Here is a 12,519-nt window from a genome sequence, read left to right on the forward strand (position 1 = left end):
CTCAAGCACGAATGCCGAGCGACGCGAGCACCGCGTCGCGCTGCGTGCGCGTGTTCTGTTGGACGGCGGTGTAAAGGCTGCCGCCGTGACTGTCCATCGCAACCAGCAGCGGTCCGAAGCCGTGAATGCGCAAACGCCACAGCGACTCCGGATTGAGATCGTCGAGATCGACGTCTTCGATCTGCTCGATCCACGTGGTTTCGAGCGCCGCCGTGCCGCCGACGATCGCGAGATACACGCCGCCGAACTCCGCGAACGCCGCGCTCGACGCCGCGCCGAGCCCACCCTTGCCGATCACCGCGCGCACACCGCAGGTTTGCATCAGCGGCGCGGTGAAGCGCTCCATGCGCATCGACGTCGTCGTGCCGATGCACACCGGCTCGTAGCCCGCCGGATGCTGCGGCGAGACGTCGACGCGCCGCACGTTCGGCGCGGTATGGATCACCGCGTGGCCGCGCAGATCGAAGCGCGTGGCGCGGCCGTGATCGAACATGTGAATCTGGGTGGCGTCGCGAATGCCGAACAGCGTGCGGTTCAGCGTGACCGTGTCGCCGATGCGCAGCGCGCGGACCTGCGCGTCGCTCACGGGCATGTCGAGCGTGTGATGCGTGCCGTTCGTCGGTGTGCTTAACGGCGTGCTCATGGACGTTTCAGTAGCCATACTCGACTCCCTGCGCGCTCAGCGTGGCGCGCGCGCGCCGCGCCGAATGACACTGCATGTTCACGGCGACCGGGTTCATCGTGATGTGCGTCGCCGCGAGCTCGACATGCACGGCGAACGCGGTCGCATCGCCGCCGAGCCCCTGCGGCCCGACGCCCAGCTGATTGACCGCCGCCGACATCTGCCGCTCCAGCGCCGCGCCGTGCTCGTCGCCGCAGTGCGTGCCGAGCGGCCGCGTGGCCGCCCGCTTGGCCAGCGCGACGCACAGGTCCGAGGTGCCGCCGACGCCCACGCCGACGATCGTCGGCGGACAAGTCTTGCCACCGGCCTCGACCACGCAGTCGATCACGAAGCGCCGGATCGCGTCGACACCCTCGGCTGGAATTGCCATGCGCAGAAACGAGTTGTTCTCCGAGCCGCTGCCCTTCGGAATCATTTCGATCGACAGCGTGCCCGGCGTCGCGTCGAAATCGATGTGGATCACGGGCACCCCGGCGCCGCACGAATTCTGCTCGTTGTGACGCGTCAGCGGATGCACGACCGACGAGCGCAGCGGATGCTCATGCGTGGCGCGCGCACAGCCGCTGCGGATCGCGGCCTTCAACCGCAGGCCGTCGAAGCGCACACCCTCACCGAGCGTGACGTTGTAGATCGGCAGGCCGGTGTCCTGGCACAGCAGATTGTCGGCTTGCTCAGCTACCACGATGTTCTGCCGCATCGTGCCGAGCACGCGGCGCGCGGTGTCGTTGCGCTCGCTGGCTTCGAGCTTGGCAATGCCGTCCTTCACGTCCGGCGGCAACTGCTTGAGCGAACGGACATACAAGGTGCTGGCGATCTCTTCGATCAAACCGTAGTCGACGGTGAAGCCCGTCATGTCCTGTGTCGTTTCCATCGTCGTCGTTTCCATTGAGGCCTCTTCAGGCGTGCGCGTTCACAAGGTCAGCGAAAGCGCAAATGCCATCCCGATCACGAACGCGCCGCCCGCGGTCAACGCGATCAGATCCTTGCGCAAGCCGCTCCACGGCCGGAACTCGATCAGCAGCAGCCGCACGCCGCCGATCAGATGCGCGGCGAGCAGCGTGACCAGCCCCCACTCCGCGAACACGAAGCCCGGCGCGCGCGTGACGGCAAGGAACGATTCGAAACGCGCGGCGCCGTTCAGCGCGCTCCCGAGCGCCCAGAAATGCGCGGGCAGGAAGAACGCCAGCGCGAGGCCGGACAGGCGGTGCACGAGAAAAGCCCACCACGCCGGATGATTGCGCGCGCGGAAGTCGAGCTTGCGGCCCGGCGTGACGGCGCGTGGATGAGCGGTTTGGGTAGTGCGGGTGGTGGAGTTCATGCCGGCACGCCCGCGATCAATGCATAGACCGCGCGCAAGCCCGCCAGCGCCAGCCCGACACCGATCAGCACGCTCGCGCGCGCCGCCCAGAGGCCGCGCCAGTTCAACCACTCGTCGGCGATACGGCGCAGGCCCACCGGAACGTGCAGCGCCGCGGCGATCACGAAGACCGCGTAAAACAGGCCCCATGCGACGTTGCCGTGCAGACGCGCGATCACATCCACCGCGCGCAGTCCGCCATGCACGACCCAGATCATGGTCGCCAGATGAATCGCGACGCACAGCGTCAGCACCATCGCGGACAGGCGTTGCAGCCACCACGCGTCGAAGGTCCGGTTCATCGCTCGCCTCCTGTCGGCCGCGCACGCCCCGCGCGTTTGAGGCCCGCGATGCTCGCCGTGGGCGCCAGCGCTTTCGGGCAGCGTTCCGTGCACGAGCCGAGGGTATGGCACGAGTGGCAGCCGGCGTCGGTGGCGACCGCATCGTGGCGGGCGCCCTGCTGCATGTCGCGCACGTCGTTGACGAGCGTCCACGCGCGATTGAGCGCGGCCGGCCCGAGATAGTCCGGTTTCCAGCCGACCACGTCGCAACTGGCATAGCAGACACCGCAGCCGATACACTCGATGCCCGCATCCACCGCCCGCCGTTCGGGCGACGCGGGATCGACCCGTTCGAGCGGTGCGCAGCGATCGCGGTTGCCTGCGAAATAGCCCTTCGCATCGCGCCATTTGTCGAAAAACCGTGTCATGTCGACCGCCAGATCCTTGACGATCGGCAGATGGTTCAGCGGCGCGATTTCGAGCACCTCGCCGGGGCGCCGCAGCACCTGCGCGACGTGCGTGCGGCAGGTCCAGCGCGCGCGGCCATTGACGGTCATCGCACAGGAACCGCACATGCCGACGCGGCACGCGAAACGGTAGGACAACGTGGCATCGATGCTGCGCTGAATGTGCGTGACGACGTCCAGCACGGTCTGGCTCGCGCGGCGCGGCACCTCGAACGGCTCGAAGGCGCCGTCTTCGGCTCCGCGCCAGACGCGCACGCTCAGCATGTCGCTGACGGATGGCTGCATAGGGTGATGGCCTGATAGTTCTGTGGTGCTGTGGGGAACGACTGGCTGACCATCAGGTTAGGCCCACGTGCGCGTGCCTGAAAGCCAGTAATTCTTGGCGTGAGGACAAGGGATTCTTGCGCAAGCGGGACAGCCCGATGCAATGTCGCGACGAACCGACAGAATCTATCTCATCTAGATGTGCTAGATGACTTTGTCGTTTAAAATCGGGGCGGGTCCCACTTTAGCGAGCGGCGTCGCGCGACTCGCGCTTTGCAGAGGTTTTCATGAGCACGCTCGCCATCAATCCGCCCGCGCTGGGCGGCACGCGGTACAAGGAGGTCAAGAGCGCGATCCTCGCCGCGCTCTCGGCCGGCGAATGGAAAGGCGGCGAATGCATTCCTTCGGAAAAGCGCCTCGCCGAACGCTTCGGCGTGTCCATCGGCACGCTGCGCAAGGCAATCGACGAACTCTGCGCGGAAAACATCCTGATCCGTCATCAGGGGCTCGGCACCTTCGTGTCGATGCACCAGCGCGACCGGCATTTTTTCCGCTTCTTCCGGATCGTGCGGCGCGACGGCGACAAGGCCTATCCGGTCGTCACGCTGATCGACTTCAGGAAGGCACGGGCGTCGCGCGAGGTGGCGGCCGCGCTCGGCATCGAGACCGGCGCGCGGGTGTTCCAGTTCGTCAACGGCCTCGCGCTGCATGGCCAGACGGTGCTGATCGAACACATCACCGTGCCGGAAGCGCACTTTCCGGGCCTTACCGAAACGAAGCTGCGCAACCGGCCGAACACGCTGTACAACTTCTATCAGGACGTGTTCGGCATCAACGTGGTCGAGACCGATGAACGCGTGAGCGTCGCGCTCGCGAACGAGATCGAGAGTGAGCAGCTCGGCGTCGAGCTCGGCGCGCCGTTGCTGGAAATCCGCCGGATCGCCTATTCGTATCACCGCAACGCGGTCGAGTTGCGGGTGTCGCGGCTCAACACGGCGGAGTACGAGTACATCGGCGCGCGGCCTGGGCGAGATGAAGAGAAATAGGCGGCGGGTGGACGGCAACGCGCCCTCACCGTGCGCCCGCCCCGTGCATCATGCGTCGGTCAGATCGGCGTCAATACCGGCTCGCCCGCGAAATGGCGCTTCGCATTGCTCAGGAAGTTGTCGATCGAGGCCGTGATCGCCTCCGGCGAACGGCCGCCCACATGCGGCGTGAGCACCACGTTGCGCAATGTCAGCAAAGCCTCGGGCGGCTGCGGCTCGCCTTCGTAGACGTCGAGCCCCGCGCCGGCAATCGCCCCTGAGGTCAGCGCGCGCGCCAACGCGGCCGTATCCACCACGCTGCCGCGCGACACGTTGACGATAAAGCCCTGCGGACCGAGCGCGTCCAGCACACTCCCGTCGATCAGATGCCGCGTGCCCGCTCCACCGGGCGTCGCCACCACCAGAAAATCGCACCATTGCGCGAGTGCCTGCACGCTGTCGAAGTAACGCAGCGGCGAGCCTTCACGCGGCTTACGATTGTAATAGCCGATCTCCATGTCGAATCCCGCGCCTCGCCGCGCGACCTTCTCGCCGATATTGCCGAGCCCGGCGATCCCCAAACGCTTATGCGACACGTTCGGCTGCAGCGGCAGCGTATCGCGCCAGACGCCCTTGCGCGTGGCCTGATCGAGTTGCGGCACGTCGCGCACGACCGCGAGCAGCAAGGCGAACGCATGATCGGCCACGCAATGATCGTTGGTGCCCGCGCCATTGACGAGCACGATGCCGCGCGAACGGGCGTGGTCGACGGCGAGGTTTTCATAGCCGGCGCCCGATGCGCTGACCAGTTCGAGTCGCGGCATCCGGTCGATTGCGGCGGCGCTCAGGCCGATCGTGCCGTTGGTCAGCACGGCGCGAATCGTCTCGCCGTGCGCGGCGATCGCGGCGTCGTGCTGAGCGGTCTCGGGCGCGTAGACGACCTCGAACGCCGCCGCGATATCGGCGCGGCTCGCGTCGTTCAAATGGATCAGCACCAGCAGGGATGGCTTCATGACGGCGTTATGGTTGACGACGTGGGTGGGTGGAATCCGTGGGCACCGAGTGTAGCAAGGCTCGACAATGCGTGCTGCGGTCATGCGTCTGGGTACCCTTGCCTTTGCCTTTCATCCTTCACCGCGCACACTGCCGGATCGTGTGCGTGGCGCCTCAAGTCCCCTGCCCGCGTGGCCGTTATCCAGTTGGATAGAGTTGCGCAAAAACGATGCGCCGCTTGCCTTTCTTTTCAGCAGATGCCGAACCCGTCTTAAAATAGCCGCAACTTCGATCCCGAGACCCTCATGCTCGATATTGTCCCGCGCGGCTCCGCGCCTCCAGAAAGCGCCCCTAAGGAAGCCTCCTTGGGTAACAACCCGACGGCAGCCCCCCACGGCGACGATTCCGAAATGTTCGAACTCGCGCCCGTCTCGCTCTGGCTCGAAGACTTCAGCGGTGTGCGCACGTTGTTCGATACGTGGCGGGCCGCAGGCGTGACCGATCTGCGCGCGCATTTCGCCGACGACCCGCAGCGGGTCGCCGAATGCGCGCATAGCATCCGCGTGATCAAGGTCAACCAGAAGACGCTCGAACAGTTCGAAGCCGCCGATTTCGACGCGCTGACCAGCAATCTCGCGTCGGTGTTCCGCGACGACATGCTCAAGACCCACCTCGAAGAACTCTGCCAGTTGTGGGAGGGCCACGCGCAGTTCACGAGCCAGACCGTCAACTACACGCTCGGCGGGCGCCGGCTCGACGTGCTGCTCAAGGGCGCCGTGCTGCCCGGTCACGAGGCGCGCTGGGACCGCGTGCTGGTGTCGGTCGAGGACATTACCGAGCTCGAAGGCGCGCGCCGGCGCGTGACGCTCGCCGAGCAGTACGTGCGCGGCCTGTTCGAGCATTCGCCGGTGTCGTTGTGGGTCGAGGATTTCAGCGCGGTCAAGCGTCTGCTCGAGGGCGCGCGGGCGGCCGGCATCGCCGATTTTCGCGTGTTCACCGACGTGCATCCCGAGTTTGTCGAACGCTGCATGCAGGAGATTCACGTGCTCGACGTGAACCAGCACACGCTCGATATGTTCGCCGCGAAGGACAAGAAGACCCTGCTCGCGCGTCTGCCCGACGTGTTCCGCGACGACATGCGCCCGCATTTCCGCGAGCAGCTGATCGATCTGTGGGACGACAAGCTGTTCCAGCAACGCGAGGTGCTCAACTATTCGCTCGACGGCAGCGAGGTGCACGTGCACCTGCAATTCTCGGTGCTGCCGGGCCACGAGCAGAACTGGGACCTGGTGCTGGTCGCGCTCACGGACATCACGGCGCGCAAGAAGGCCGAAGCCTATCTGGAGTTCCTCGGCAAGCACGACGTGCTGACCAGGCTGCGCAACCGCTCCTTCTACGTGGACGAACTGAACCGGCTCGAACGCAAGGGCCCGTGGCCGGTGACGATCATCATGGCCGATCTGAACGGCCTCAAACGCGTGAACGACCAGCTCGGCCACGCCGCCGGCGACGCGCTGCTAAGGCGCGCGGGCGAAGTGCTCGCGAAAGCGATGGAGTCGCCGTTTCACGCGGCGCGCATCGGCGGCGACGAGTTCGCGATTCTGATGCCGGACACCGACGAGCGCGGCGGCGCGGCGATGATCGATGCGATCCGCCAACTCGTGGAGATGAACAACCAGTTCTATCCGGGCTCGCCGCTGAGCTTCTCGATGGGCGCGGCGACCTGCCAGCGCGGCGACCGGCTCGAATCGGGCGTGCAGCGCGCCGACCTGCTGATGTACGAGGAAAAGCGCGCGCACTATGCAAACCGGCCGGCTGCGGATGCGGCCAGTGGTGGTTAAAGCCGGCGGTTGAGAGCCGGCGTTTGAACCCCTGACGGCGTTGGGACGCGGCGTGGCGATATTGGCGGCGTGGTGGGTCTGCGGCGTTCCCAGTGTATGCGCATCTCGACACGCCGACCGATCACCCCGGCAACTTCGCCGCCAACACGTCCACCTTGTTGATGCTCGGCGGCGATGCGAGCAACTCGCCCGCCTGGGCCATCAGCGCAGCGGCCACCTTGCCGTTCAGATGCGCGTCACGGCCCGCTTCGTCGGGAAAGGCGTCGAAAATGCCGAAGCTGGACGGCCCCAGCCTCAGAGCGAACCAGGCGGTGGTGGCCGGCTCCTGTTCGACGAGCGGCAAGCCGCCGAGCAGAAACGCCTCGACTTCCTTTTCCTTGCCGGGCTTGGCTTCGAGATGAACGTACAGAGCGAGTTTGACCATGGCACGACTCCTGAGGTGAGACGCTGGCAATGAAATCGCTTTGCGAAACTGCGCAAAGCGCGCGGAAGCAGTCGCGAACGTTTCGCTGTCCGATAAGTGAGTATAGGCCGCGCCGCGCGAGCGCTGAGGCCGAGGCGAACAACGCTGGAAAGCGCATCCGGGTGAGAGCATGCGCATCGCGCACGCCGGTCACCGGATGGACCGCAGGATGAACGCGTGCAGGCCCGTACCGAACGCGCCCGAGCCGCGTCAACGAGGAGCGACAACGATGCTGTCCCACGTATTCGTCGGCATTACCGATTTCGAGCGCGCTTTCGATTTTTATCAGGCGCTGATGGACACGCTAGGCCTGCCCCTGAAGTTCCGCGAGACAGACCGGGGCTGGGCCGGCTGGATGGCGACCGATGCGCCGCGTCCGTTGTTCCTGATCGGCACGCCCTACGACGGTCGCCCTGCCGTAGCCGGCAATGGCCAGATGATCGCCCTGCTCGCCGCCGATCGCGCGACGGTCGATCGCGCGCATGCCGCCGCGCTCGCGCACGGCGGCGTCTGCGAAGGGCCGCCGGGTTTGCGTCCGCACTATCACGCGAACTATTACGGTGCCTACTTCCGCGATCCCGACTGCAACAAGCTATGCGTCTGCTGCCATGAACCGGAAGCGCCTGCCACGTCCGCGATTGAGTAAGCCGGCCATCAGACGGCCGGAAAGCGCAACTCGAAGCGCACCACGCCCGGCGCCGGACACTTCGCGCACGCGGTACCGCCATGCAGATGCATGATCGCCTTGACGATCGCGAGCCCCAATCCGTTCGATTCGGTGAATGCGCTGCGCGCTGCATCCGCGCGATAAAAGCGATCGAACAGTCGGTCCAGCTGCGCCTCGGGAATCGGCTCACCCTCGTTTTCGACCACCACGGTGGCGCCCGCTACGTCCTGCGTGCCGCGTAAATGCACGACCGTATCGCTTGCGCCGTAGCGCACCGCATTGACGACCAGATTGTGGATCGCGCGGCGCCACAACAGCGGATTGACCGACGCTACGCCTTGCGCGTCCACTTCGAAGCGCATGCCGCGTTCGTCGGCGGGACCTTCGAAATAGTCTGCGATCCTGATGAGTTCCGCGCGCAGATCGACCGGCTCGCGTTCGACCGACAGCGCCGCATGATCCGCATGCGCGAGAAACAGGATGTTCTCCGCGATATGGCTCAAACGGTTCAGCTCTTCGAGATTCGATTCGAGCAACTGCTGATATTCGTCCGGCTCGCGCGGCTTGGCGAGCGTCACCTGCGTCTGGCCGATCAGCGCGCCAATGGGCGTGCGAATCTCGTGCGCAAGGTCGGCGGAAAACTGCGACAGGCGTTGATAGCCGTCGGCGAGACGGTCGAGCATCGCATTGAATGCGTGCGTGAGCTGCCGCAATTCGACCGGCGCGGCGTCGCTGTCGAGCCGCACGGACAGGCTCGCCGGGCTGATCTGCGCGGCCCGCTCGGCAATCGCGCGAACCGGTCGCAGCGCGCGGCGCAGCACGTACCAGGCGAGCAGCGTCGCGGCCAGCATGCCGATCAGCGTCGCGAGCAGGATGCGATTGCGGTACGCCGCCAGCATCTGCACTTCCTGCGTCATCGGGTGCCCGGCGATCACTTCGACTTCGGCGCCGTCCTCGCGCGCTGTCGCGGTGGCGATCGCCCAATGCACCGGCACGCCGTTCGGCAAGCGGGTCTGGTGGATGTCGGCGAAACCCGGCGGGCTGTCCACGGCGGCGGCCGGCAGCGCGGGCACCGCGACCTTCGCGGGGTTCACGTCGACGAACGGCGCTTCGCCGGGACGGCGAAACAGCAGCACGTCCTGCTCCGCGCCGAGCATGGTCTCGAACAGCAGCGGCCGCGTCTTCAATTCGCTGACTGAATACAGGTCGTGCACGATCCGGCTGAAATGCTCGACGCGGCCGTTGAGCACGACGTCGGCGCGGCGTTGCAGCGACACTTGCGCTGAGTGATAGAAATACCCACCGAGCGTGCCGATCACGAGGCACGCGATCAGCGCGAACAGCACCGTGGTGCGCGCCGTCAACGAGCGCTCGGTCCAGAATTTCATGCGCCGTCGCCGAAGGTGTAGCCGATGCTGCGCACCGTGTGGATCAGCTTCTTTTCGAATGGGTGATCGATCTTCGCGCGCAGCCGTTTGACCGCGACATCGACGACGTTGGTGTCGCTGTCGAAGTTCATGTCCCACACTTCCGACGCGATCTGCGAGCGCGACAAGGCCTCGCCCTGGCGGCGCACCAACAGATGCAGCAGCATGAATTCCTTGTTGGTGAGCGGAATGTCGACGCCTTCGCGCGTCACTTTGCGGCGCAGCACGTCGAGCTTGAGATCGGCGACCTCGAACACGTCGCTCTCGCGGGTCACGCCACGGCGCAATAGCGTGCGAATGCGCAGCACCAGCTCGATGAAGGAAAACGGCTTGACGAGATAATCGTCCGCGCCCAGTTCGAGACCGCGAATGCGGTCGCTGACGTGATCGCGTGCAGTCAGAAAGATTACCGGCAGATCGCGCCGCGCGCGCAGCGCACGCATGATTTCCCAGCCGTCGATGCCGGGCAGCATCACGTCGAGCACCACGAGGTCGTACGCGTGTTCGAGCGCCATGTGCAGGCCGTCCGTGCCGGTGCGCGCGAGATCGACCGCATAGCCGCTCTCGCGCAAGCCCTTCTTCAGATAATCGCCGGTTTTCGGATCGTCTTCGATGACGAGAATGCTCATGGTGCTCGGTGCTCCAACTCGGGCTACGGCTCGCGGCCCGGATCAGGCTTTGACCCGGATCGTGATTCAGGCCGCGATTCCAGCGGTAACTCAACAGCGCGCTCCCGCGTGCGCAGGCAACAACAAACGCCGGACATGGCTTACGCGGCCATTCTACGTGGCGGCGGCGCGCCGTTCATGACGTTTTTGTCATCTGTGCGTCACGCGCGCGAGCCGATTCACGGCCTAATCTGCCAGGATCGTTCACCACCCTGGAGCAGACTCATGAAGATCGTTTCGGCGCACGCACTGCGCGCATTCGTCGCCCCCGCGCTCGTCGCCGCCGCCTTCCTTGCGACCGCGAGCGCGGCTCAAGCCCAAAACGCGGCACCTACCGGCGTGCGCGGCACGGTGACGTCGCTCTCGGGCGATCTCCTCAAGGTCCATACGCGCGACGGCAAGGACGTCGACGTGAAGCTCGCGGCGGATACGCCGATTCGCGGCGTCACGCTCGCCAACGTGAACGACATCAAGCCGGACAGCTATGTCGGCACCGCCGCGATTCCGCAAGCCGACGGCACGCTGAAAGCGCTCGAAGTCCACGTGTTTCCGGCCAGCATGCGCGGCTCGGGCGAAGGCCATCGTCCGTGGGACCTCGGTTCGAACAGCACGATGACCAACGGCACGGTCGGCTCGCTCGTGGTCAGCAACGGCCGCACGATCACCGTGAAGTACAAGGACGGCGAAAAGAAAATCGTGATTCCGCAAGACGTACCTATCGTCAGCCTGCAACCGGGTGACCGCTCGCTGCTGGTGCCTGGCGCCAAGGTCGTGCTGTTCGCTCACAAGGAAGCGGACGGCTCGATGGCCGCGAACTTCATCTCGGCCGGCGAGCACGGTGTAACGCCGCCGATGTAAGGGCGCGGCGCAGACTTTCATCGATTACCCCAAGGCAGCCGCGTTCTTTGACGACGCGGCTTTCCAGTTCCCGTTCGCGTTGTCCTCTTCGCTCATGTCCGAATCGCAAGCGCGCCTGATCGTTCACCCGCTCGTCGTCCGCGTGACGCATTGGATCAATGCGTTCGCGATGGTCTGCATGGTGATGAGCGGTTGGGCGATCTACAACGCGTCGCCGTTCTTTCCGTTCAGATTTCCGGCATGGGCGACCGTCGGCGGATGGCTGGGCGGCTCGATCGCCTGGCACTTCGCGGCGATGTGGCTGCTGTGCGCGAACGGGCTGCTGTATCTCGCGTATGGCATCGGCCGCGGGCATTTTCGCCGCAAGCTGCTACCGGTTCATCCGCGCGAAGTCGTGCATGATGCGGCGTTGGCGCTGCGTTTCAAACTGCCGCACGATACCGGCAAATACAACGCGGTGCAGCGCGCGCTCTATCTGTTCGTGCTGTGCCTCGGCGTGCTGCTGGTCGCGTCGGGACTGTCGATCTGGAAGCCGGTGCAATTCTCGTGGCTGACCGCGCTCTTCGGCGGCTTCGATTTCGCGCGGCGCGTGCATTTCATCGCGATGGCGGGTGTGGTCGGCTTCGTCGCCGTGCATCTGGCGCTCGTGCTGCTGGTGCCGCGCACGCTGCTGCCGATGCTGACCGGCCGCGCGCGGCGTGCCCACGGCACCGCGCATGAAAGGACTCAGGCATGAGCGCATCCAAACCTACCCGCGCCGCCGACGCCATCGACGCGCAAACATCGCGGATCGTCCTCGCCGATCATCAGCCGCACATCGAGCGGCTGCAACGGCGGCTGTTTCTGCGCTCGTCGCTGTCGATCGGCGCGCTAGCGATGCTTTCGGGCTGCAACATGCAGGACAACGATTCCGTCGACAAGGTGCTGTGGGCGATGTCGCGCTGGAACGATCGCGTGCAGGCGTGGCTCTTCGACCGCAACAAGCTCGCGCCGACGTATTCGGCCCGCGAGATCACCGATCCGTTTCCCTTCAACGCGTTCTATCCGGAGTTCGATGCGCCGGATATCGACGGATCGACGTATCGGCTGGAAGTGTCGGGGCTTGTCGCGGACAAACGCACCTGGAATCTCGATCAGTTGCGCGCGTTGCCGCAAGCTTCGCAGATCACGCGTCATATCTGCATAGAAGGATGGAGTGCGATCGGGCAATGGCGCGGCGTGCCGTTTCGCACGTTCCTCGAACGCATCGGCGCCGATCTGAGCGCGCGCTATGTCGGCTTCAAATGCGCGGACCGCTATTACTCGAGCCTCGACATGGCGACGGCGCTGCATCCGCAAACGCAATTGACGCTCGATTTCGGCAACGCGCCGCTGCCGGCCAAATATGGCTATCCGCTGAAGCTGCGCGTGCCGACCAAGCTCGGCTTCAAGAACCCCAAGCACATCGCGGCGATCTTCGTGACCAACACGAATCCCGGTGGCTATTGGGAGGATCAGGGGTACAACTGGTTCAGCGGCTTATAAGC

General features: G+C 65.3%; 15 protein-coding genes. 6 read left to right on the forward strand and 9 right to left on the reverse strand.

The window, feature by feature from the left end:
- Position 1 precedes the first annotated feature (1 nt).
- Genes ACZ9H4_RS26620 through ACZ9H4_RS26640 form a run of 5 tightly spaced genes read right to left on the reverse strand, consistent with a single transcriptional unit; the run spans position 2 to position 3,072 of the window.
- The gene (locus tag ACZ9H4_RS26620; protein WP_476121662.1) at positions 2-643 is read right to left on the reverse strand and encodes a fumarate hydratase C-terminal domain-containing protein; all 642 of its coding nucleotides are present in this window, start codon (positions 641-643) and stop codon (positions 2-4) included.
- A gap of 7 nt (positions 644-650) precedes the next feature.
- Complete coding sequence (locus ACZ9H4_RS26625; RefSeq protein ID WP_476121664.1) at positions 651-1,568, reverse strand: fumarate hydratase; 918 nt, start codon at positions 1,566-1,568, stop codon at positions 651-653.
- A gap of 24 nt (positions 1,569-1,592) precedes the next feature.
- Positions 1,593-2,000, reverse strand: a complete 408-nt coding sequence (gene sdhC, locus ACZ9H4_RS26630) for a succinate dehydrogenase, cytochrome b556 subunit (protein WP_408157176.1) — start codon at positions 1,998-2,000, stop codon at positions 1,593-1,595.
- Positions 1,997-2,341, reverse strand: coding sequence for a succinate dehydrogenase/fumarate reductase transmembrane subunit (locus tag ACZ9H4_RS26635; RefSeq protein WP_408148432.1), 345 nt, complete (start codon positions 2,339-2,341; stop codon positions 1,997-1,999). The genes sdhC and ACZ9H4_RS26635 overlap by 4 nt, the downstream gene beginning before the upstream one ends.
- Positions 2,338-3,072, reverse strand: a complete 735-nt coding sequence (locus tag ACZ9H4_RS26640; protein WP_408157178.1) for a succinate dehydrogenase/fumarate reductase iron-sulfur subunit — start codon at positions 3,070-3,072, stop codon at positions 2,338-2,340. The genes ACZ9H4_RS26635 and ACZ9H4_RS26640 overlap by 4 nt, the downstream gene beginning before the upstream one ends.
- A 266-nt stretch (positions 3,073-3,338) precedes the next feature.
- On the opposite strand from ACZ9H4_RS26640, the gene ACZ9H4_RS26645 reads away from it, so the two are divergent.
- On the forward strand, positions 3,339-4,097 hold the full coding sequence (locus ACZ9H4_RS26645; RefSeq protein ID WP_408148436.1) for a GntR family transcriptional regulator: 759 nt from the start codon (positions 3,339-3,341) through the stop codon (positions 4,095-4,097).
- A 59-nt stretch (positions 4,098-4,156) separates the two neighbouring features.
- Here ACZ9H4_RS26645 and ACZ9H4_RS26650 read toward each other — a convergent pair whose 3' ends face one another.
- Positions 4,157-5,089, reverse strand: coding sequence for a 2-hydroxyacid dehydrogenase (locus tag ACZ9H4_RS26650; protein ID WP_408148437.1), 933 nt, complete (start codon positions 5,087-5,089; stop codon positions 4,157-4,159).
- A gap of 390 nt (positions 5,090-5,479) precedes the next feature.
- On the opposite strand from ACZ9H4_RS26650, the gene ACZ9H4_RS26655 reads away from it, so the two are divergent.
- Entirely contained in the window at positions 5,480-6,910 is a 1,431-nt protein-coding gene (locus ACZ9H4_RS26655; RefSeq protein ID WP_408148485.1) for a sensor domain-containing diguanylate cyclase, read from the forward strand.
- A gap of 121 nt (positions 6,911-7,031) precedes the next feature.
- On the opposite strand, the gene ACZ9H4_RS26660 is transcribed toward ACZ9H4_RS26655, so the two are convergent.
- The gene (locus tag ACZ9H4_RS26660) at positions 7,032-7,334 is read right to left on the reverse strand and encodes a putative quinol monooxygenase (RefSeq protein WP_408148439.1); all 303 of its coding nucleotides are present in this window, start codon (positions 7,332-7,334) and stop codon (positions 7,032-7,034) included.
- Positions 7,335-7,602: 268 nt separating this feature from the next.
- On the opposite strand from ACZ9H4_RS26660, the gene ACZ9H4_RS26665 reads away from it, so the two are divergent.
- Complete coding sequence (locus tag ACZ9H4_RS26665; RefSeq protein WP_408148441.1) at positions 7,603-8,019, forward strand: VOC family protein; 417 nt, start codon at positions 7,603-7,605, stop codon at positions 8,017-8,019.
- 8 nt (positions 8,020-8,027) lie between these two features.
- On the opposite strand, the gene ACZ9H4_RS26670 is transcribed toward ACZ9H4_RS26665, so the two are convergent.
- Positions 8,028-9,428 carry a heavy metal sensor histidine kinase gene (locus tag ACZ9H4_RS26670; RefSeq protein ID WP_408148443.1) on the reverse strand — a complete coding sequence of 467 codons (1,401 nt, stop codon included), beginning with the start codon at positions 9,426-9,428 and terminating at the stop codon, positions 8,028-8,030.
- A complete protein-coding gene (locus ACZ9H4_RS26675) occupies positions 9,425-10,096 on the reverse strand; it encodes a heavy metal response regulator transcription factor (protein WP_408148445.1) in 672 nt (223 codons plus the stop codon). Before ACZ9H4_RS26675 ends, ACZ9H4_RS26670 begins: the two co-directional genes overlap by 4 nt.
- 264 nt (positions 10,097-10,360) lie before the next feature.
- Between ACZ9H4_RS26675 and ACZ9H4_RS26680 the strand changes: the two genes are divergently transcribed.
- The 3 genes from ACZ9H4_RS26680 (at position 10,361) to ACZ9H4_RS26690 (ending at position 12,517) form a co-directional block, all read left to right on the forward strand.
- Complete coding sequence (locus tag ACZ9H4_RS26680) at positions 10,361-10,993, forward strand: hypothetical protein (RefSeq protein WP_175163261.1); 633 nt, start codon at positions 10,361-10,363, stop codon at positions 10,991-10,993.
- A 94-nt stretch (positions 10,994-11,087) separates the two neighbouring features.
- A complete protein-coding gene (locus ACZ9H4_RS26685) occupies positions 11,088-11,729 on the forward strand; it encodes a cytochrome b/b6 domain-containing protein (protein WP_408148447.1) in 642 nt (213 codons plus the stop codon).
- Positions 11,726-12,517 (forward strand): molybdopterin-dependent oxidoreductase, encoded by a 792-nt coding sequence (locus tag ACZ9H4_RS26690; RefSeq protein ID WP_408325846.1) that lies wholly within the window; start codon positions 11,726-11,728, stop codon positions 12,515-12,517. Before ACZ9H4_RS26685 ends, ACZ9H4_RS26690 begins: the two co-directional genes overlap by 4 nt.
- Positions 12,518-12,519 lie beyond the last annotated feature (2 nt).

The organism is Paraburkholderia sp. TE9906 (assembly GCF_056279605.1).